The 20,868-nt window shown below is 29.3% G+C and carries 22 protein-coding genes; 6 read left to right on the forward strand and 16 right to left on the reverse strand.

The features are described 5' to 3' along the window. Window positions 1-120 precede the first annotated feature (120 nt). Both LL038_RS13025 and proB read right to left on the reverse strand, forming a co-directional pair. The gene (locus LL038_RS13025) at window positions 121-1,377 is read right to left on the reverse strand and encodes a glutamate-5-semialdehyde dehydrogenase (RefSeq protein ID WP_216124152.1); all 1,257 of its coding nucleotides are present in this window, start codon (window positions 1,375-1,377) and stop codon (window positions 121-123) included. Window positions 1,378-1,438: 61 nt separating this feature from the next. Further along, window positions 1,439-2,257 (reverse strand): glutamate 5-kinase, encoded by an 819-nt coding sequence (gene proB / locus LL038_RS13030; RefSeq protein WP_216124154.1) that lies wholly within the window; start codon window positions 2,255-2,257, stop codon window positions 1,439-1,441. Between the two features lie 264 nt (window positions 2,258-2,521). On the opposite strand from proB, the gene LL038_RS13035 reads away from it, so the two are divergent. Together LL038_RS13035 and LL038_RS13040 are read left to right on the forward strand one after the other, a co-directional pair. Then, entirely contained in the window at window positions 2,522-3,076 is a 555-nt protein-coding gene (locus LL038_RS13035; RefSeq protein ID WP_216124156.1) for a hemerythrin domain-containing protein, read from the forward strand. Between the two features lie 168 nt (window positions 3,077-3,244). Next, on the forward strand, window positions 3,245-3,658 hold the full coding sequence (locus tag LL038_RS13040; protein ID WP_171297518.1) for a hypothetical protein: 414 nt from the start codon (window positions 3,245-3,247) through the stop codon (window positions 3,656-3,658). A gap of 246 nt (window positions 3,659-3,904) precedes the next feature. Here LL038_RS13040 and LL038_RS13045 read toward each other — a convergent pair whose 3' ends face one another. Beyond that, on the reverse strand, window positions 3,905-4,066 hold the full coding sequence (locus tag LL038_RS13045) for a hypothetical protein (RefSeq protein ID WP_169829567.1): 162 nt from the start codon (window positions 4,064-4,066) through the stop codon (window positions 3,905-3,907). Window positions 4,067-4,146: 80 nt separating this feature from the next. After that, complete coding sequence (locus LL038_RS13050) at window positions 4,147-4,698, reverse strand: DUF5667 domain-containing protein (protein WP_216124157.1); 552 nt, start codon at window positions 4,696-4,698, stop codon at window positions 4,147-4,149. Between the two features lie 196 nt (window positions 4,699-4,894). On the opposite strand from LL038_RS13050, the gene LL038_RS13055 reads away from it, so the two are divergent. The 4 genes from LL038_RS13055 (at window position 4,895) to LL038_RS13070 (ending at window position 7,688) form a co-directional block, all read left to right on the forward strand. Next, entirely contained in the window at window positions 4,895-5,644 is a 750-nt protein-coding gene (locus tag LL038_RS13055) for a sigma factor (protein ID WP_216124159.1), read from the forward strand. Further along, entirely contained in the window at window positions 5,637-6,575 is a 939-nt protein-coding gene (locus LL038_RS13060) for an anti-sigma factor domain-containing protein (protein ID WP_216124161.1), read from the forward strand. Before LL038_RS13055 ends, LL038_RS13060 begins: the two co-directional genes overlap by 8 nt. A gap of 119 nt (window positions 6,576-6,694) precedes the next feature. After that, a complete protein-coding gene (locus tag LL038_RS13065) occupies window positions 6,695-6,874 on the forward strand; it encodes an asparagine synthase (RefSeq protein ID WP_216124163.1) in 180 nt (59 codons plus the stop codon). A gap of 205 nt (window positions 6,875-7,079) precedes the next feature. Then, window positions 7,080-7,688, forward strand: a complete 609-nt coding sequence (locus LL038_RS13070) for a 3'-5' exonuclease (protein WP_216124165.1) — start codon at window positions 7,080-7,082, stop codon at window positions 7,686-7,688. 30 nt (window positions 7,689-7,718) lie between these two features. Here LL038_RS13070 and LL038_RS13075 read toward each other — a convergent pair whose 3' ends face one another. The 12 genes from LL038_RS13075 to LL038_RS13130 form a co-directional block, all read right to left on the reverse strand. Beyond that, window positions 7,719-8,138: an acyl-CoA thioesterase gene (locus LL038_RS13075; protein WP_216124168.1), complete on the reverse strand. Its 420-nt coding sequence runs from the start codon at window positions 8,136-8,138 to the stop codon at window positions 7,719-7,721. Window positions 8,139-8,179: 41 nt separating this feature from the next. Then, a complete protein-coding gene (locus LL038_RS13080) occupies window positions 8,180-8,905 on the reverse strand; it encodes a hypothetical protein (protein WP_216124170.1) in 726 nt (241 codons plus the stop codon). 198 nt (window positions 8,906-9,103) lie between these two features. Further along, complete coding sequence (locus LL038_RS13085) at window positions 9,104-10,189, reverse strand: GerAB/ArcD/ProY family transporter (RefSeq protein WP_216124172.1); 1,086 nt, start codon at window positions 10,187-10,189, stop codon at window positions 9,104-9,106. Between the two features lie 22 nt (window positions 10,190-10,211). Then, window positions 10,212-11,369 carry a Ger(x)C family spore germination protein gene (locus tag LL038_RS13090; RefSeq protein WP_216124173.1) on the reverse strand — a complete coding sequence of 386 codons (1,158 nt, stop codon included), beginning with the start codon at window positions 11,367-11,369 and terminating at the stop codon, window positions 10,212-10,214. Window positions 11,370-11,404: 35 nt separating this feature from the next. Then, window positions 11,405-12,526 (reverse strand): Ger(x)C family spore germination protein, encoded by a 1,122-nt coding sequence (locus LL038_RS13095; RefSeq protein WP_216124174.1) that lies wholly within the window; start codon window positions 12,524-12,526, stop codon window positions 11,405-11,407. Then, window positions 12,523-13,611, reverse strand: a complete 1,089-nt coding sequence (locus LL038_RS13100; RefSeq protein WP_216124175.1) for a GerAB/ArcD/ProY family transporter — start codon at window positions 13,609-13,611, stop codon at window positions 12,523-12,525. Before LL038_RS13100 ends, LL038_RS13095 begins: the two co-directional genes overlap by 4 nt. 2 nt (window positions 13,612-13,613) lie before the next feature. After that, window positions 13,614-14,726 carry a Ger(x)C family spore germination protein gene (locus LL038_RS13105; RefSeq protein WP_216124176.1) on the reverse strand — a complete coding sequence of 371 codons (1,113 nt, stop codon included), beginning with the start codon at window positions 14,724-14,726 and terminating at the stop codon, window positions 13,614-13,616. Then, the gene (locus LL038_RS13110) at window positions 14,723-15,814 is read right to left on the reverse strand and encodes a GerAB/ArcD/ProY family transporter (RefSeq protein WP_216124178.1); all 1,092 of its coding nucleotides are present in this window, start codon (window positions 15,812-15,814) and stop codon (window positions 14,723-14,725) included. Before LL038_RS13110 ends, LL038_RS13105 begins: the two co-directional genes overlap by 4 nt. Window positions 15,815-15,822: 8 nt before the next feature. Continuing rightward, the gene (locus LL038_RS13115; RefSeq protein WP_216124257.1) at window positions 15,823-17,304 is read right to left on the reverse strand and encodes a spore germination protein; all 1,482 of its coding nucleotides are present in this window, start codon (window positions 17,302-17,304) and stop codon (window positions 15,823-15,825) included. A gap of 332 nt (window positions 17,305-17,636) precedes the next feature. Beyond that, window positions 17,637-17,804, reverse strand: coding sequence for a zinc-ribbon domain-containing protein (locus tag LL038_RS13120; RefSeq protein ID WP_071611770.1), 168 nt, complete (start codon window positions 17,802-17,804; stop codon window positions 17,637-17,639). Window positions 17,805-18,018: 214 nt separating this feature from the next. Then, window positions 18,019-19,248, reverse strand: coding sequence for an aminopeptidase (locus LL038_RS13125; RefSeq protein WP_216124181.1), 1,230 nt, complete (start codon window positions 19,246-19,248; stop codon window positions 18,019-18,021). A 171-nt stretch (window positions 19,249-19,419) separates the two neighbouring features. Next, window positions 19,420-20,862: an MFS transporter gene (locus LL038_RS13130; RefSeq protein WP_216124182.1), complete on the reverse strand. Its 1,443-nt coding sequence runs from the start codon at window positions 20,860-20,862 to the stop codon at window positions 19,420-19,422. Window positions 20,863-20,868 lie beyond the last annotated feature (6 nt).

Raw genomic sequence — 20,868 nt, forward strand, 5'->3', positions numbered from 1 at the left:
CCTTCTTAAAATTTTCAAAACTTACTTCATAAAATAATCAAAAATAAGATAAGCATAAATAATCACCTATACTTATCTTATAATTAATCTATGATGTTATCTATTTAGGTTAATTGCTCTTTATTTTCTAACTTGGCCATCTCCATATATAAGATACTTTGTAGTTGTAAGTTGCTCAAGTCCCATTGGTCCTCTAGCATGAAGTTTTTGATTACTTATTCCTATCTCTGCTCCAAATCCAAATTCTGCACCATCTGTAAATCTTGTAGAAGCATTCACATAAACACAAGAAGCATCAACTTCCCTTAAAAATTTCTGAGAGTTCGTATAATTGTTAGTTATTATAGCCTCTGAATGTTTTGTTCCATATTTAAAAATATGATCTATTGCATCTTCTATTGTTGAGACAACCTTAATTGAAAGTATTAAATCTAAATATTCAGTAGCCCAATCTTCCTCCATCGCAGCTTTTGCACCTTCTATAATTTCGAGTCCCTTTTCACATATTCTTATTTCTACACCTAATCCATAAAGTCTTTTTGATAGTTTTGGTAAAAACTCTCTAGCAATATCTTTATGAACTAGTACTGTCTCTACCGCATTACATACCCCTGGCCTTTGAGTTTTAGCATTAACTATTATTTCTTCAGCCATTTTTAAATCAGCATCTGCATCCACATATATATGACATATACCTGATCCTGTTTCAATTACTGGTACTGTTGCATTTGCTATAATAGCCTTTTTAAGTCCCTTTCCACCTCTTGGAATAATTACATCTACATAATCATTAAGTTTTACTAATTTATTTACTAATTCCCTGTCCACCATCTCAATAAGTTGAATACACCCTTCTGGTAGTCCTACAGTCGTGGCCGCTTTAATAATAACCTTAGCTAAAGCCATATTAGTATTTATAGCTTCTGACCCGCCCCTTAGTATTATTGAATTTCCTGCTTTTATACATAAAGCTGCTGCATCAACAGTAACATTTGGTCTTGACTCATAAATCATACCTATAACACCAAGTGGAACCCTTACCATGGAAATATCTAAATCATTTGGTCGCTTCCACTTTTTTATACCCTCACCTATTGGATCTGGCAGAGTCGATACATTTCTAAGTCCTTCAGCCATCTTTTCAATTCTCTCCTGATTAATCATTAATCTATCAAGCATCGCAGTAGATAAATCACTTTTCTTTCCAGATTCCATATCCTTATTATTAGCTTTTATTATAGTTTCTTTGTTATCAATTAAAGATTCAGCCATATGCAAAAGTGCATTATTTTTCATAGTGGTACTAACAGTAACCATAATCCTAGATGCAGCTTTTGCATTTCTACCTATATTTATAATGTAGTTATCAAAATCCATTCATACCCTCCTTTTGTCCTTTAGCTAATAGCAGTTACTAACTTCAATTTATTAATCCGTTTTACTTGGTATCTTTAGTCCTAGCATTTCCTTTAAATAATGTACCTATTTCAATTCCTTCTAAAATGTCAGTAATAACATTAGGTGTAGAGCCTTCTGCTATAATCATAGCAGCATTTGCATCTACTACAATTTCTGCTGCATTAATCTTAGTTGCCATACCACCAGTTCCAAGCTCCGTTCCTGCTCCCTGAGCTGATTCCTTAATTTCATCAGTAATATTTTGTACATTATATATTATTTTCGCATCAGGATTTACCCTAGGGTTTGAATCATATAATCCATCAATATCAGAAAGTATTATAAGTAATTCTGCCCCTATTAGGTTTGTAACCATAGCCGACAGGGTATCATTATCTCCAACCATTATTTCATCAACGATTACAGCATCATTTTCATTTACCACGGGAATTACCCCTTGTGATAATAACATCAAAAATGTATTATGAGCATTTAAATGTCTCGCTTTATCACCAAAATCCTCTTTTGTCAAAAGAATTTGTGCCGTTGTTTTTCCGTACTCTGAAAAAAACTTCTCATACATGTGGATTAATATGCCTTGACCAACAGCTGCTGCCGCCTGCTTTTCTGGTATTGTTTCCGGTCTTTTTGTAAGCCCTAATTTCCCCATACCAGCTCCTATGGCTCCAGAAGTTACAAGGACTACCTCAATTCCTTTATTATGAACATCCGCGAGTTGTCTTATAAGACTTTCAATATGTTTGTAATTTAATAATCCAGTAGAATGAGTTAATGTTGAAGTTCCTACCTTCACTACAATTCTTTTTACGTTTTCTAAATATTCTTTTCTAATGTTCATACAGACACTCCTCATCTAATACTAAAACCTTACTTTATTTTTTTCTACGAATTTGCTATAATAATCTAATTTTACACCATATAAAGATAAATTTCCATTTATATATTCCGTAACAATTGTAGTTTACCTAGACATTTTCATATGATATATTTTAATTAATAAGAATTGCTAATTTGTAAATATGTATATAATAACTTGTTTTGTTTAAGATAAAGTATAAATTCTTAAATAATCCATATAATAAATTTTCTAGGAGGTATAAATATGAATGCTATAGATTTAATGATCGAAGAACATAAACTTATAAAGAGGATGCTCGCTGTAACAAGGAAAATCTCTATTAAGGTGCTTAACAATGAAGAAGTTGATTATAATGATTTTAATAAAGTTATTGATTTTGTACGTAATTTTGCAGATAAACATCATCATAATAAAGAAGAGGTTATTCTCTTTAAAAAAATGGGTGACGTTTTAGGAGAGCGCATAGCTAATGGTCCCATTATGGGTATGCTTGTTGAACATGATTTAGGCAGACTTTTTATAGGAAATTTGGAAACAGCTTTAATTAAATTTAAGGGTGGAGATAATGATTCCAAAGTAGATATAATTGCAAATGCTATAGGATACACTGACCTTCTTTATAGGCATATAGAAAAAGAAGATACCACCATTTATACCTTTGCACAAAGAAAGTTAAGCAAAGAGCAACTAAGCGAAATTGACCTTGCCTGCTTTGAGGTAGAAACTGCCGCTAAAAAAAATAATCTTCAGGATACCTATATTACCTTATTAAAAGAATTAGAATCTAAAATTGGTTAACGTTCTTTCCGAACATAGTCAATTTATGATATAATTAATTTATTGTCAGTAGTCATCCCTAGAAACGGGGATGCAGTCATCCTAAGGAATAGATTTAATTTTTATTAACAAAATTTTAAGATGATATAAATAATGACTAAATAAAAACTGTAAAGTGAGAAGATTAAAATGAGAAATGCAAAATTGGAAAGAGCAATAATTAAGATAGATAATGAAATTTCTGCTATGAACATAGCTAAGAAATACTTAACGAATTCAGAAGAAATTAATGCTGTTCAGAATACCATGAATAAAAAAAGACAGTTAATCGCTGATGATTTGTATGTTGATGATAAAAAATGTTATGAGCTATGTTGTGACTTTATAGAAGAACAACTTGATAAGGAACTAGGACAAGAGGAGCAACAAGAATTACTTGAAGTTATAAAACAAAATTTTGGAAGACAATCTCCAAATGTATCAAAAAAAAGTAATGGCCTAAATGCCTGGTTAAAAGAACTTTGTATTGAATACAAATGGGTTAAAAATGAAGAAACCGATTGGGATCTTTTGGTTATTACTGGATTTGGATTATACGAATAAACTTAATTTAAAACACCAAACCTTGGTAATACCAGGTTTGGTGTTTAATTAATTTCTTATTTTTTTATTTACCTACTACCGGAACATTTTTCGCATCATTCCTCTTCATTTTTTTGTTTTTATCACCTTTACTTTGAACTTCTGGTGACATAGGTCTACTCATTCCCTTTTTAGCCATAATATTTCCTCCTTAAATTTATTTATTATCCTAATTACATTAATTATCTTATTTAAAAAACTTGTTTACTATTTTTCTCCTCTAAAGTCATTATTGATTTTTAAAACTTCCTCTTCATTTAGACTTGTTGATGTCATAACTTCGATAATACCACTTCCACTCTCAAGCATATTTTTTACTAACTCAACTTGCTCTTCATGTTGACCTTTTGGTAATTTTGTTTTCTTCATAAATATTTCCTCCTCTAAAATTAAAATAAAGCATTGTAATGTTTTATTACAATACTTTATTTTTACCTAGAAGGTAATTTTTATTCTACTTTGTTTGGCACACTAACAGTTTTACCTTCTACCTTATTTGTTAAATTAACACTTTTATCTTCTTCTATAGCAACTTTATATAAACTTTGTTTTTCTTTTAGCAATTCTTCAGCCACTTTTATTGCTACCTCATCACCAGATTTCTTCGCTTGCTCTAAACTAACTTTCACCAATTGATATTCTTGTCTTGTGGCACTTAATTTATTTCCCTTTTCTAATTCTTTAATCATATCTTTTGCCAATTCATATTTTTCTTTATCTGTCATATCGTCACATCGCGCTAATCTTTCATTTTCAATTTGTAAAATTATTTCTGTTTTCTTAACATCCTCAAGGTTTAAAAATAATTTTAGATTATCTAATCCCTTGTTAATAAAATAGAAAATGCTATCTGCTATGATTTTTGTTTCCTTATTTGCAATCTCATTTATATTTATTTCATTACTTGTACTATTAGAATTTTCAACACCTATTGCAAACACCTGTGTATTTATGCTTATTGTAAATACTATAGCTGCAACTAAAATACCTACTCTCTTCATGTTAATTCCTCCTCGTATTGTTCTTATATAAATAATAGTCATTAATTATTGTCCCATATTTTAAATTTCACTTTATATACGTTACATGATATGATTTATTAGAGGGTTTTTCCATTTTACTTAAATTGCAGTTTATTTTTCTTTACCCTCTTAAAATTAATAATATTTACGTATAGAAATTATAAGGGGTGTACAAATGAACTTAAAACTTCTTTTTCATAAAAATAAAAAAACAGTCCCGGGGTTAGATGAAGAACAAAGTTTTAATATAGATAATTTATTTATTGAAAATCGTAATAATTTTATTGAAGAAAGCAAAGGTTTTATTTATTCAACTACAAATAAGATATGCAAAAGACATTTAAGCTGGGAGAATGATGAAGAACTTAGTATCGCACTTACTTCCTTTAATGTAGCTTGTGACAAGTATGATAAAACAAAAGGAAATTTTTATGGTTTTAGTAAAATTATTATTAAAAATTCCTTAATAGATTTTTTTAGAAAAAATGCAACATGCCCTAGTCTAATGTTTTCTAATAATGAATTTAATATAGATTATATAGATGAAAAAAATTCAATCACTAATTTTGAGATTCAAATAGAGAATGAATTTAGAGTTGATGAAATAAATTTATTTTCTAAGGAATTATTAAAATATAAAATTAATTTTGATTCACTAATTAACTTATCCCCCTCTCACAAAGATACAAGAAATAATTTATTAAATGTTGCATTTTTATCATCTAGAGAAGAATCAATATTAAGGCATTTAAGGACAAAGAAAAGGCTACCAACTAAGGAAATAATAATACTAACTGCCTCCAACAGAAAGTTAATAGAAAAATGGCGTATATATATAATTTCTTTAATACTAATAATTACTAATCCGGAATATGTGTATTTAAAATCCTATCTTGATATAAAAGAGGGTGACATAAATGAATAAAACAGGTATTGTGATAAATATCATTAATAAAAAAGCTGGCATTATGACTTCCAGTGGAGAATTTTTATATATAAAAATTAGCAAAGTATTGCCCAATATAGGCGAAATTTATACAGGAAAATTATACAAGAAAAATTTATTTATTTATAAATATGTTATAAGCGTTGCATCACTGATGTTTGTGCTTGTTTCTAGCGCCTACGCGCATACCTACTATACCCCTGTTTCAACTATAATTCTTAGGATTAACCCTTCTATTTCTATTGACGCCAATAAATGGAATAAAATTATTAATTCTAAGCCACTGAATTCTGATGGTGCCCTAATACTTAATAATATTAAGTTAAAAAATAAATCTATCGATGTCGGTCTTGGCCTTTTAGTTAAAGAAGCTAAAACTGAAAACTTTATAAACGAAAAATATGTAAGTGATAAAAAAGTTATTAATCTTGATATTAAAAGTACCAAAACCATCTCTATAGATATTTCTAACTTTGAAAATACTATAGGTAGTAATAATTTAAATGTTAAAATTAATCTATCTCCGGGCAACACTAAAAACATTGATATTATAATTAATAATAAAAAAATAAATACTTCAACTTTAAATAACAATAGTTACAAAAGAAAAATTACAAATAACCAATCAAATATAAATATAAGCGAAAATAAGTCAGCTGAAATTAAAGATACGTTGAAAGATAACAGCAAATCTACAACAAAAAAATATAATAAAATTAACAACGATATCAAAACTGAAAACAAAAATTCAACTAGTAATTCATCATCCATTACAAAACATGAAAATTCAAATAAAATTAAAAATAATGTGCATACATCTAAAAATAAAAACATTAAAAATGCTGATTTGCCTAGTAATACTAACATACAAAAACATTCTAATAAAACACAAAATAGAAATAGTAACTAAAACAAGTAAATAAATACATAAATAATAATATATAGATTATATTCTATATATTTCACAGTATTAACATTCTCTCTTTTGTGAAAGATATTAATATGTTATTGAAAAGGAGGTTTTTTAATATGCGTGAAGGATTAATACCAACGATTTTAGGTACAGTTGTAAGCGTTGCTGGTGCATCATTTTCAAAGAGTAACATGAAGAAGAAAAATATGTTTCCTATGATAGAAGCTGGTATTGTAGGATTTGGACTTGCTCACATAGTGCTTGGAGCAATTGATCTTGTTGAACACAGAAAATAATATTAAGATTTCAAACACTATAATCTAAAACAAAAGGACTGATTAAAGTTAACTTTAATCAGTCCTTTTGTTTTATAATTTATTTTTTCGAATTCTATCTACTACTATACTTAGTATATACAATATATAAAGATGTAAAATCTATGTTATAATTGATGTAACATTATTGTTATATTCCGCGAAGAAATATGGGAGGGCTCATTTAATGAGAATGATTTTTTTTGATACAGAAACTACTGGCATAAGACCAGGTAATATATGTCAGCTTAGTTATATACTCGTTGATACTGACTATAAACCTACAAAAACAATAGGTAAAAATATATTTTTTACTGTAGATTATGTAGAACCATCTGCAGAGGATGTACATGGTTTTAGCGTAGATGCTTTATTTGCACTAAGCGATGGCAAAACTTTCGAAGATTCTTATGAAGGTTTTATTGAAGATTTTATAAGTGCAGACATTCTTATAGGGCACAATGTTAATTTCGATATAAAATTTTTAACTCACGAACTTGAGAATTGTGGACATACTCTAAACCCTAAACATACATTTTGTACCATGAAGTATTATAAAGACATATGTAAACTTTTCACTTCACGTGGAGGATACAAAAATCCAAAATTAGCAGAAGCCATTAAATTTCTTGACTTAAATGAAGATCAAATAAACTTAAAAAGCAACAAGTATTTTGGAGACGCTGCAAATTTTCATGATGCTAGATTTGATACTACTGCAACATATTTACTAGTTACAGAAGGTATTAAAAAAGGTTTCATACCAAAACATTATTTCACAAATCTTGCTAAATAATTAGTGAAAACTATTTGAAGAATAGAATTTCTATTCTTCAAATAATTTTTTAAGTTTACTCCACATATCAATATTAACTTTTCTAAGATTTACGACTCTAAATTTCTCATTAACAAAAGCATGTGTTGTACTACCCTTAGCCAAAATTTTTCCATCCTCTGCTCGAACTACATTATAATTAAATATTACCTTGACACCATTTAGCTCTTTCATAAATGTTTGGATAATAATTATATCCTCGTATTTTGCGCCTTCTATGTACTTACATGAGCTTTCCACAACTGGTAACATAATATTATCTTTTTCCATTTCTTTATATGTCATTCCTATTGCTGTTATAAATTCTGTTCTACCCACTTCAAAATAAGCGTAATAATTTGAATGATGAACAATTCCCATTTGATCTGTCTCTACATATCTTACTTTTAGTTTTGTTTCATTAATATACATATTCATATCTCCAATAAAAATTCTTTTTAATCCTAACAGTATTAAAACTCATATATTATGCCATCGCAAAATATTCTTTTAACAACTCTGTTGCTTACATACATCTCAATTACATCGCCTATTTTTATGTATAACTCTACAGGCAAATTGAGTTCATATGCAAAATTCCCTGATTTTATTTTTAATTTTGTCCTATGTATATGGCTTCTTCCTACCAAATCAGCAAGGTCTGCCCCTAATAACAACCCTTGACCTGACATTAAACTATCAATTTGTATTACCGGATAATCAGTTATTTTTGCAACAATAGGAATTAGATTTCCTATTTTTTTATTACAAATATAATCTATCTCTTCATCTATAATTATGGAATCATTTTCAATTATAGCATTATTAATATCTACTAAGAAATATGCATTTATTTGTGTTAAATCTACTTTTTTATAATTAAAGTTTTCTTCAGAACGTATTATTCTAAGATATACTAGTTTTAATAATTCTTCATAGGTATTATCTTTGAATTTTTTGAATTCTTTAATTATTATATTCTCTATGCTTTTACTTAATCTTTGCTCATTAATTTTCCCTAAAATACTTTTACATCCCAGAAAACTTGCTAACTCAGATTTTATTTTATTTATATCAAAGTCCTTTTCCGTAAGCTTAATATCTGTACTCGCAACCATAAATACATTTGTATATTGCGGATATGCAGATTGAATGAATCCTAAATATTTTCTATTCTTATCGTATACATTAAAAGGCATATTACGTCACTTCCTCCAAAACTATTTTTTCAATCATAAAAATAAATAAAATACTCAATATTAATATTATACATCTAACCAAAATTCATACATATAGATTTGATAAAATATTATTTTGCTTTATTATAGAAAATGTTGAAAGAATTCTGGTTTTTTTATAATAAAGATATTTATAAATAAATTTTAACTAAAAACAGTTTACTTTCGACCTTTGTCTTTTACAAATATCAATATGGCAATAATAGATATGTACGTTATATTAAATAAAACTATTTTAGGAACAATATACCCAATGATTGCTCTTCTTTGCACTTCATTTTTAATTAACATACATAAGTAAAGAATAATTGGAAATGTGATCCAAAATGTCTTATTTATATCCTTAATTTTTAATACATCACTCAGAATATACGTAAATGCATAGTGCTCATTTGCTATAATCTTAAACACTACCATAGCCCCTACTAATAAAAATAGAAATCTAAAATTATTTAATACTACTATATTTACCCCCCCTGTTACTATTAAAACTGGCCATAAGGCTATAGATGTAACCTTATATCCTAAATAATAGATGCATGCAATTGTAACCCAAACATAAATTCCCATAGTGATAAATAAAGCATCTAAAGTTATCTTTTTTATTTTATTTTTTTCTTTCAAAACAGGATAAAATAAAAATATAGCTTCCATTCCCCCATAGGCAGAAACTGATTCAAGACTGCCACTGAAAATGTTTTTAACCCCTGTCCCAAATATAGGAAACAGGTTTAAATAATTTCCATTTTTTAGTGAGAACACTAATATCAATGGTAAAGCAACTGTAACATATAATGAAATTTTATTGATTCGTCCTAGTACTTTTATCCCTTTACTACTTAAATATAAGGCTAATAGTATAGTTGGAATAAAAACTTTTATTGGTGTTAAAAAAGGTGTTGCATGCACTCTAAAAATATTACTTAAACTAACAATTTCAGCTATAGCAAATACACCAAACTCAAGCATAAATAAAATATTGCATATAGTTCCTATGACCTTTCCTAAATATAAGTTACTTAAAGCCAATATATCCTGATTAGGGTGTTTTTTTGCATAATATATAGCTATCAAAGCTATATATAGAGGATATATACCACCAATTAATACAGATATCCATCCATCCTGCTTTGCATCCTGTACTACTCCATTAGGCAATGCCAGAACGCTTGCTCCAATTATAAATCCCACTACCATTGCTGTAGCTTCACTTTCTTCAAGCAAATTGTTTTTTGCCTTATCCATCTTATTTACTCCCTATATTCATTCAATACTGACCCTTTCCAATCCCATCAATTTTCACCACTACATTTACTTTAATATCTGCATTACTTACCGCATCATTCCAATCCACTCCAGTTTCTCTGCCATATTGAGCTACAGCATCCATTCCTAAATTTAAGCAATCTATTTTATATACATTTTTCACCTTTCCTAAAAAATCATAACACATTTTCTCTATTTTCTTTCCCATAAGCTTTTCAAATTCTTTTTCACTTTCTTTATTAATACTTTTATATAATGTGTTCTCTATGATGTCTCCCTGCAAATTTAAATCAATGTTAAATTCATATTTACCTTCTATCTTATTGCATTTTACCTTCCTTTTAACCATTGCATAATAATTTATATATTTATCTGGACCTTCCTGAAGAGTTAATATTCCTTTCACTTTTTTCTCCCTAAGCATATTCATAATTTTACTTTCGTCCATAGGCAATACATAAGCCATTTTATTCCCTTTAAATAAAGCCATACCTGTATAGAAGATATTGTTATCCTTTACTTCTAGGTAAGGAAGTACTAAATTTTTCCCTTCCGAATCCAATGTTATGTATATATTAAGTAAATTATATTCCAAACTTAAAAAATTATAGTTTGTAGCATTTTTAATCATACCCTCCATATAGTCTGAAGAACTAGGATATCCTTCTACCTTAAACCTTAATATATCTTCGGCCTTCCCCTTACACACTGAAAAAATATCTGAATCATTAATACTTGCATTAGAAAAAAGTATATTTACCATATTAAGTATCCCATAAACTGCCTGTTCTTCGCCTATTACAGCCATTTTTTCAGTTCCGATTGTGTAAGCCTTGCTTGACTTTAATTGTCTATCTTCCCTTGTATCTCCAATAGTATTTGACTTTTCCATTATAATACTACTAGTTCTTTCAATATTTTCTCCAGGCCTACTTGCCCTTTTAGTAGTGATTGGTAGACCACCTTTTCCCTTACTTTTAAAACCATATATAGAAAAAGGGACACTATATTGCACATTACCATTTACCTCTTTATTAATATCAAAACCAATTCCTGAGATTACATTTAAATCCTCCATAGGGCTTACTTTATATTTTTCTAAATAAATTGAAACTATACTTACAACTAACAACACAATTATTATTATTTTCTTTTTCAAAGTGTCACCTTCTATTTTTTCTTACTTACCTATATTTAATACTGTCCTCTTCCTAACTTATCAACATGTACCTTTACATTTACTTTAATCTCAGAGTTAGAGATAACTTCATTCCAGTCTACTCCTGTGTCTCTTCCATATTTCGCTGTAGCCACCCATCCTAACTGCAGTAGATCTACCTTATATTTGTTCTTCATCCTCCCCAAAAATCCATTGCACATTTCTTCCACTTGTTTTGCCATGTCATCTTCGAACCTTTTGGTCACCCCTAAGTTTGTTGCCATACCTTTATATAATTCATTGTTAATAATTTCTCCTTCCAAATCCAAGTCAATAATAAAAGTATATTTATCTCCTATTTTCCTGCATGTAATTTTTCTTTTAGCTGACCCTTGATAATTTACATACTTATCCGAATCCTTTTGTATAGTTAATATGCCCTTTACTTTATTTTCCCTGAGCATATTCATTATTTTCGTATCCTTCATATCCAAAATAACAGCTAGCTTATCCTTGTTAAAAACTGCCATACCTTTTATTTTAATTCCATCTTCCATTATTTCAATATAGGGACTAACAACATTTTTGCCCTCCGCATCTATTGATAAAAATGCATCTTTAAACATGTAGTCTTCCTTAAAAAAATTATAGTTTACCGAGTTTTTGATCATATCACTTATGTACTCTGCTGAATTATCATAACCTGGGGAAGTATAATTAAGATAATCTTCATTCCTACCTTTGCATACAACTAAAAATGCATTGTCATTAACCACAGGATTCTTAAAATTAACATCTATTAAACCTCTTATTCCATATTTAGCATATTCCTCATCTACTATATAAATCTTTGATAGTCCTAAAAAAAATTCTTTTCCTATTTTTTTTTGTCTATTCTCTCTTGTTTTCCCAATAGTGCTACCTATTCCGGTACCTAATAGTGTTTCAATAGTGCCGTCTTCTTTATATTCATTAGCAGTTGTAGATACCCTATATATTATATTCCCTTCACCATTTTTATTTATTCCCATTCCTACACCCACAGAAATACCTAAATCCTCCACACTCTGTGTTTTTGTATTTTCTCCTCCAAAAATAACCATAATTAGAGTACTACATAAAAAAACAATAAATATTATATTCATATATTTTTTCATTTTACCCGTCCTTTTTTTATCCATATTAAACTGGTGATGAGAGTTATATATATCAAATTGTAAATAACGCTGATTGGAAGGGTATATTTTATAATTTCCTCCATTGCTAACTTATCTGGATAATAATTGTTTGTAATGATAATAACCAAAACAGCTATAACAACATATATTAATTTTTTATTTTTTATCTTCTTAAAATCATTTAAGAAAAATAAACACACGTAATTAAAAATAGCGACAGATTTAATTGCTATAATTATCCAAAAAAACACGAAAATATATTTAAAATTATTTATTACTTCAACCTTTACTGCCGATGTCACTGTAAAAAAACTCCATATCGTTTTATGAATAATATCTTTTCCCATATAATATATGGTTATAAAAGTAATCCATGTATATATAATAGCAGTAAATCCTACTGCCTTTAAAACGGAACTCTTTATCTTGCCACTGTCGTTTATAAATGGATAAATTAAAAATATAAGCTCCATTAATGAGTAATCATAAGCAGAATACACGCTCCCTTTTAAAATATTTATAATCCCTGCTCCAAATACAGGACTTATATTTAAATAACTTCCTTGTTTTAAAATAGAGATGGTAGGGATAATGACCCCTAGAACCATCCAAAAGGTGATAGCACATGTCCTTCCCAGCACTTTAATCCCGCGACTTGCAGCGTATACTCCTATAAAAAATAAAACTACATAAATTTTAAAAGGAGTTAAAATAGGCGATGCTTCCGTTCTTACAATTAACGTGATTGTTGTAATTAATGGTGGAAAAAAGCTAAAAAAACTTAGTAAAAAAAGAACATTTAATATGTTCCCAAATGTCTTGCCTAAGTATCTTTTACTAAGCACTAAAATATTATCCTTAGGATATTTTCCACTTACATATATAGCTAAGATAGCTACATATAAGGGATATAAAGCCCCTATTATTACAGAAATCCACTCATCCTGTTTTGCAATATCTATTCCCCCATTCGGTAAACTTGTAGCCGTTACATCAAGCACAATTCCTATTAATATAAAAGTTACTTCATTTGGAGTTAGTAGATTTTTCTTTTCTATCTGCATGATTAATAATCTCCTCTACCCTGTAAATCTGCATTAACCACTACATTAACTTTAATATCTGCATTTGAAACTACTTTATTCCAATCAATATTTTTCTGCCTTCCATACTTTGCAGCTGCTTCTCTTCCAAGAGTAATACAATCAATCTTATAATCACTTTTCATTATTTTTATAAAATCAACACATTGCTTTTCAATCTCTTTTTCCATATCTTTTTCAAATTCTTTTTTTTTGTTTATATCCTTTAACATATTAGCGTACATTTCATTATTAGTAATTGTACCTGTGAATGTTAAATCAATAATAAAACTGTATTTATTTCCTTGCTTATAACATTTCACTTTTCTTTTACCAGTTTTTGCATCAAAATCAATAAACTCTTTAGGGCTCTTTTGTAAAGTTAATATCCCATGTACATCATCGTTTTTTAACAAATTAAGTATTTTACCCTTTTGTATATCCACAACTTCTACCATTTTATCTCCATTGAAAATAGCCACACCAGTGATTTCTAATCCTTCTTGCATTATTTCTATATATGGAAGCACCAGACTTCTACCCTCAGCTCCAATTCTCACATACGCATCTATTAACTTGTAGTTGTTAGAAAAAAAACTATAATTGCCATAAGATTCTACAAGCCCCCCTATATACTCTGAAGAGTTACTATAACCTTTTTTTTTGTACTTTAAATAATCCTCTGCTTTCCCTTTGCATACTACCATATAAGCCATATCGTTCGCTTGTGGATTTCTAAATCTATCATCTATCAAAGTTTTCAAACCATGCCTTGCATAATCTTGACTTACAAAAATTACCTTTTCCTGGCCTTGTACAAACTTTTTATCCATCTTTTCTTGCCTTTTCTGAGTTACTTCTCCTAAATTTTGACCTTGCTCATTAAATAACAAATTCGCTTGCTTACCACTTGCCTTATAAACATTTGTATTAATCGGCACACTATATTCAATGATATCTTCACCTTTTTTTTCTATATCATACCCAATGCCATTAATAGTTACTATCTCCTCAATAGGTACCCGGCCTTGATCAAGCATAATAAATACATAAATAAAAATACCAATTATTATGATGAAGTATTTTTTTTTATTCAAGCTCTACCTCCTCCCTTAAAGGATATAAATATAGCAATAGATGTCATATATAATAAATTAAATATGATAAACCATGGTAAAATAATATCGTTAATATTTTGCCTACCTATTTCATTACCAAACTTTAGAGCTAAATATACAAGTAGTGGATACATTAAAAAGTAAATATTTTTAGTCTTTATTTTATGTGCAAACTCTTTTAAAATATATATACTTGCATAGCAGTTAATGCTCATACTTTTAAATGCAACTAAACTCCAAAATGTCATAAAAATATATCTATAATTATTGATTACTGATACGGTTATACTTTCTGTTACCACCAAAAATGACCAAAAATTTTTGTTCACAATATCTGGGCCTAAATAATATATAGTTATGAAAGCACACCAAACATAAAGAGTAATAGCTATAGTCACACTTATAATAGAAGATTTAAGAATTTTCTTTTTCTCTTTTAGAAAAGGATAAATAAGTAATATTATTTCTGCTCCTCCATAAGCAAAACTTGATTTTATAGCTCCATTTGCTATTGAACTAAAACCAGAACCAAATACAGGATAAATATTTGTCATGTTCGGAAATCGTAAAGCTATTATAGGTGATAATAGAAGAATGATTGTAACGTAAAAAGAAATCTCACTTATTCTTCCTATTACTTTTAACCCTCTTGAAGCCCCATAAATAATGCAGATAACTAGGATAGCTATAAGTTTAAAAGGTGTTAAAAATCCCATCATATAACTTCGCATTAAGTTACTATAATAACAAGCAATCATCGATGTTATAAAAATAAAATAAGTAGCAAATATTAAATTAAATATATTCCCAAGAATTTTACCAAAATACTTTTTACTCAAAATTAGTATGTTATCATTAGGAAATTTTTTACTTATATAATTGGCTATACTTACAACATATAATGGATATATCCCACCAATTAAAGTGGAAATCCATCCATCCTGATGAGCAGCTTTTACTACGCCATTTGGAAGTGATAAAACACCAACTCCAACGATGCTACCAAAGATAATAAGGGCAAACTGACTTACTGTTAAGCTTTGTTTTTTATCAGAGCTTCCCTCCATTTTATTCACTACCTTTTTTTCTTAAACTTATTTCTAAAATCCGTTTGCCTTATAGTGTCACTATTCGGAATTCCCTCTGGCCGCTTGTTCATCTTCCAAAGCGGTGCTCTAATAAATGTATCCTTCATGTCATTTTTATGAAACTCAAAATATGGTACACCTAGACTATCTAAAGATGAAAGATGAACTAAAATTAAAAACCAACCCACTGCAATTCCAAATATACCCATAACATTCGCTAGTACCAGCATTGGAAATCGTAACATTCGAATAGAAAGAGACATATCATAATTAGGAATTAAGAAGGTAGTAATTACGGTAATTCCCACTATAAGTAAGGTAGTCGGACTAACCATTTTAGATTGAATTGCCGTATCACCTATAATAATACCTCCTACTAAACTTAATGTTTGAGCAATTTTAGTAGGTAGCCTTAAGCCACCCTCTCGTAAAAACTCCACAACTAGTTCCATAGCTATAATCTCTAAAAATGGAGTTAGAGCAATTCCTACCCTTGACTGAACAATGGGGGTGACAAATTTTATGGGTATAAGCTCTACATTAAACTTTATAAGTGTTAAATAAATAGAAGGTAGGGTAATAACAATAATTGCCGCCAAAATTCTTAGAAGTCTTACAAAAGAGGATACAACTGTTCTTTCAGTATAATCCTCAACAGCCTGAAAAAATTGCATGAATATTGCTGGATATACAAGCACCATTGGCGTTCCTTCTATAATAAGAACTATTCTCCCTTCTAGCATATTTCCAATAGCTCTATCTGGTCTTTCCGTGCTATAAGCTTGTGGAAAAACCGTGTAGGCATAGTCTTCAATATATTGCTCAAGCTTTCCCGCTGAAAGTACGGCATCTAAATCAATAGCTTCTATTCTCTTTTTTAATTCTTCTAATACATGTTTATCCACTATATCATCTATATAAACCATTGCCAAATCACTCTGCAATCGACTTCCTACATTAAATAACTCAATTATGAGATTCTTGTCCTTGACTTTTCTTCGAATAAGGCTGATATTTACTTCTAAATTCTCTACGAAACCATCTCTTGGACCTTTTGCTGCAGTTTCATTCATAGGCTCCATAATAGCACGTTGTACTCCCCCTGTAGTGTCAGCTATTATCACTTCCAAAGCGCCATTTATTAAGACTGCTGTTTTTCCTCTTTTAAGATGATCAACGACTCCATTTAAATCTGATTCTACCAATGTATTGCTCATCGAAATATATCTTTTACAAAGATAATCCCCTATATTCGCTCTTCCATTTAAATTTTCTCCTATATGAATCATCAGGGGATTCAATATATCTCTATCAATAATATCCTTGTTCGTAATTCCATTTACATAGATAATCGCAGCTTCTAAAGGCTGATCACTTCCGATATAAAAATGCTTTACCACTATAGGACTTTGCTTGCCTAACCCATTCCTAATTAAATCTATATTTACATTTAAATCTCCATTTTTCATTACAATCACCATGACCTTTTCTCATAAATAGACAGATTGTGAATTATAAATGATACCTTGATTTTTATATTACATAGTTTCTCTTATTTAATATAAAATATCCTCTTTATTTTTTCTATGCTAATTTTAAATGTATGGCTACTCCAATAATAGATATATCAGTTATGTAGTAAATAAATAAGCTTCACAACTTAAAATATAAGAGCACTAGCCCCTTACTGTTATACAGTAAAGATCTAGTGCCCTTATTTAGTATAAATTTTAATTAGACAGGTATCTTTATATAAAAAAAGCCCTATAAAACAAAAGTTTTATAGGGTATACTTACTTAACTATCTTCCGAAAGATGAGTTATTATTTTGTTGTTTTCTTGCTCTTCTGCAATCAACACATCTTTGTGGTTCATTTTCGAATCCTTTTTCTTTGTAGAAAGCTTGTTCGCCCTCAGTGAATACGAATTCTTTTCCACAGTCTTTACAAATTAAGTTTTTGTCTTCCATTTTAAATATTCCTCCTTTTATTTGAAAATTAAGATCTAAATTTGATTAACAATAATTTCCTAAATAAAAGGGGATATGTTGTTTATCAGATTAGATTCTCTTAAATAGTAACTTTAAATTACTATTACATACTTATATTAACATATTTAAAAAGCATGTACAATATAATTTTAACCATTCAGCAAACTTTTTTTATACATTTTATGACATATACTTAAAATGCAAAGTTTCCTTTTTCAAACACAGATACTTCTTTTCCATCTGCTGTTATACCAATTATTTGTAAGTCCTCTGTACCAACCATAAAATCTTCATGTACAAATGAATCATTAACTTCTAATTTGGAAAGCTCCTCATTGCTTAAATTCTCGCCATTTTTTATACATACTGGATATGCTTTTCCTAGAGCCAAATGACATGATGCATTTTCATCAAAAAGCGTGTTATAAAATAATATATTAGAGTTTGATATCGGAGAATCATATGGCACTAATGCTACTTCACCAAGATAACATGACCCTTCATCAGTTTCAATAATACTCTTTAAAATATCGTAACCAGTTTCTGCTTTGAAATCTACTACTTTTCCCTTCTCAAAAGTAAGTGAGAAATTTTCAATTAAATTCCCATTATAATTTAAAGGTTTAGAGCTTACTACAGTACCGTTAACCCCAGTTTTTTTAGGTAATGTAAATACCTCTTCAGTAGGCATGTTTGCTATAAACTCTACACCACCAGGCGTATAATCCGATCCTCCAAGCCATAAATGATTTTCTGGAAGTTCAATTTTTAGATCCGTACCCAATGAATTCTTATATTGTAGATATTTAAAATTATTTAAGTTCAAATAATCCATGCTTTTCTTTAGATTTGATTTATGAGTTTCCCATGAAGCAACAGGGTCCAACGCATCTACTCTCACTGTTTTAAATATAGCATTCCAAAGTTTTTCTATTGCATCGCCTTCTGAAAATTTCGGGAAAACTTTATTTGCCCAAGCTTGTGTTGGAATAGATGCAACGCACCAAACATTTTTATTACTCATCATTCTATCTCTGTATTCTTTTATTGCAGTACTCGCAGCTTTATTTGATTTTGACAATCTATCAGGATTAACATCCTTCATAAGTTCTGGGTCAGAGGCTGAAATACTTAAAAAAGCTGCTCCCTTTCGCGCACTTGAAACATAAAAATCTCTTTGCCAATCTGGATATTCTGAAAATATCTCTTCCGGAGCAAACATGAATTTGATTTTTGTAGATAATTCATCCCTCCATGTTACTACTACCTCTCTAGCACCTTCTAGATATGCTATTCTAGAAACAATTCTAGTAAAAGCAGCACACTCAATAGGCGAATTAATTACAAGTGTTTGATCCTTTTGAATATTAATTCCTGTCTTAACAAGTAAAAGAGCATATTTCTCTAATAATTTATTATCCATAATCTATCTTTAGCGGATAAGCGTGCATTGCCAAAATCCACTAAATACTCACTTCCTTTCTTTATATATAAATTAATTAATACATTAACCCTTTTTATAATATATTATTCATATTATACATGAAAATTATACCATAAAATTTTATGAAGAAAATATTTAACCGTCCAAAAATTAATTCTTTATCATATCTGGTGATTTAGATTTACTAGTATATAATCTTGAAAAAGTTAACACAGCCCCAATGAAACAAATAATTGCTGCAGTTATATATACAATTCTCATGCCATATATAAATGCATCATTTCGTCCTACTATATAATTAGTCACACGATGTCCAATTTTAAAACTCATTCTATTATATAAAAGTGCAGTTGATAAAGCTATTCCACATACCATTCCAAGGTTTCTTACAAGTCCATTAATACTTCCTGCAATACCTAACTTATCCTTTGGTACTGTGGACATTATTAAAGAATTATTAGGCGATTGAAATAGACCATTACCAATGGTCATAACGACTATATAAAAAACCATACTCATTAGACTTGTTTGCTCATTTAAAGTTGACATTAAAAGTAGCCCCACACTATTAATTGCTAGTCCTATAAAAGTTAGAATCTCGGATCCTATTTTATCTGATAAATGCCCACTGATTGGTGCAACAACAGACAAAACTAAAGGGGAGACCATAAGTACTAATCCTGTAAATGCAGGTGAATATTTAAGTACATCCTGAAGATAAAAGGGTTGAATAATAACTGAACAAAACATTGCCATAAAAGATATAAATCCACAAAATATAGAAAGTGAAAATAATTTATTCTCAAATATTTTTAGCTCCAATAAAGGGTTTTTACGTCTCTTCTCCACAAATATAAATAGTATGAATGAAACAATTGATATTAAAAACCCTATCAAAATTATAGGATGTGTAAAACCAATTTCTTGGCCCTTACCCAGAGCTATAAATAAAGGAATTATAGTAAATGCAAATAGTAATGCTCCATATCCATCCAATTTACCTTTTTCTGTTTTGTTTGCTTTAGGAAGTATTTTTAATCCATAAAATAAAGTTATTACGCCTATTGGTATGTTAATTAGAAATATATATTCCCAACTGGTAGCATCGACTATAAATCCTCCGAGTCCCGGTCCAACCATTGCCCCAAGTGCCACAAAGGTTCCTGTAATTCCAAGGGCCCTACCTCTCTCATTTGCCGGAAACACTCCTGTTATAATTCCTTGACTATTTGCCATAGTCGCTGCAGCCCCTATCGCCTGAACAACTCTCGCTAAAACCAAAACCGTAAGAGAACTTGTTATTCCACAAAATAAAGACCCCATGGTAAATAAAGCTATTCCAAACTTGAATACCTTTGTTTTACCAAGCATATCCCCTAATTTACCAAAAACTAATATAGCTGCTGAGATAACAATTAAGTAACTTGTTACTACCAATTGAATACCTGCTGATGTTACATGAAGCGCTTTAGCCATTACAGGTAAAGCTACGTTTACAATACTACTATCTAAAGTGCACATAAAAGTTACCATTACAACTATAAATAAAATTGCCCATCTATTTTTATAATTACTATCATTCGCTGAATTCATTTATAT

The sequence above is a fragment of the Clostridium estertheticum genome, from assembly GCF_026650985.1.
GTDB classification, from domain to species: Bacteria; Bacillota; Clostridia; order Clostridiales; family Clostridiaceae; genus Clostridium_AD; species Clostridium_AD estertheticum_C.

Bases quoted from the DNA above. Each gene is read 5' to 3' on its own strand.
- LL038_RS13025 (WP_216124152.1), bottom strand. From the start codon at position 1,377: ATGGATTTTGATAACTACATTATAAATATAGGTAGAAATGCAAAAGCT.
- proB (WP_216124154.1), bottom strand. From the start codon at position 2,257: ATGAACATTAGAAAAGAATATTTAGAAAACGTAAAAAGAATTGTAGTG.
- LL038_RS13035 (WP_216124156.1), top strand. From the start codon at position 2,522: ATGAATGCTATAGATTTAATGATCGAAGAACATAAACTTATAAAGAGG.
- LL038_RS13040 (WP_171297518.1), top strand. From the start codon at position 3,245: ATGAGAAATGCAAAATTGGAAAGAGCAATAATTAAGATAGATAATGAA.
- LL038_RS13045 (WP_169829567.1), bottom strand. From the start codon at position 4,066: ATGAAGAAAACAAAATTACCAAAAGGTCAACATGAAGAGCAAGTTGAG.
- LL038_RS13050 (WP_216124157.1), bottom strand. From the start codon at position 4,698: ATGAAGAGAGTAGGTATTTTAGTTGCAGCTATAGTATTTACAATAAGC.
- LL038_RS13055 (WP_216124159.1), top strand. From the start codon at position 4,895: ATGAACTTAAAACTTCTTTTTCATAAAAATAAAAAAACAGTCCCGGGG.
- LL038_RS13060 (WP_216124161.1), top strand. From the start codon at position 5,637: ATGAATAAAACAGGTATTGTGATAAATATCATTAATAAAAAAGCTGGC.
- LL038_RS13065 (WP_216124163.1), top strand. From the start codon at position 6,695: ATGCGTGAAGGATTAATACCAACGATTTTAGGTACAGTTGTAAGCGTT.
- LL038_RS13070 (WP_216124165.1), top strand. From the start codon at position 7,080: ATGAGAATGATTTTTTTTGATACAGAAACTACTGGCATAAGACCAGGT.
- LL038_RS13075 (WP_216124168.1), bottom strand. From the start codon at position 8,138: ATGTATATTAATGAAACAAAACTAAAAGTAAGATATGTAGAGACAGAT.
- LL038_RS13080 (WP_216124170.1), bottom strand. From the start codon at position 8,905: ATGCCTTTTAATGTATACGATAAGAATAGAAAATATTTAGGATTCATT.
- LL038_RS13085 (WP_216124172.1), bottom strand. From the start codon at position 10,189: ATGGATAAGGCAAAAAACAATTTGCTTGAAGAAAGTGAAGCTACAGCA.
- LL038_RS13095 (WP_216124174.1), bottom strand. From the start codon at position 12,526: ATGAAAAAATATATGAATATAATATTTATTGTTTTTTTATGTAGTACT.
- LL038_RS13100 (WP_216124175.1), bottom strand. From the start codon at position 13,611: ATGCAGATAGAAAAGAAAAATCTACTAACTCCAAATGAAGTAACTTTT.
- LL038_RS13110 (WP_216124178.1), bottom strand. From the start codon at position 15,814: ATGGAGGGAAGCTCTGATAAAAAACAAAGCTTAACAGTAAGTCAGTTT.
- LL038_RS13115 (WP_216124257.1), bottom strand. From the start codon at position 17,304: ATGAAAAATGGAGATTTAAATGTAAATATAGATTTAATTAGGAATGGG.
- LL038_RS13120 (WP_071611770.1), bottom strand. From the start codon at position 17,804: ATGGAAGACAAAAACTTAATTTGTAAAGACTGTGGAAAAGAATTCGTA.
- LL038_RS13125 (WP_216124181.1), bottom strand. From the start codon at position 19,248: ATGGATAATAAATTATTAGAGAAATATGCTCTTTTACTTGTTAAGACA.
- LL038_RS13130 (WP_216124182.1), bottom strand. From the start codon at position 20,862: ATGAATTCAGCGAATGATAGTAATTATAAAAATAGATGGGCAATTTTA.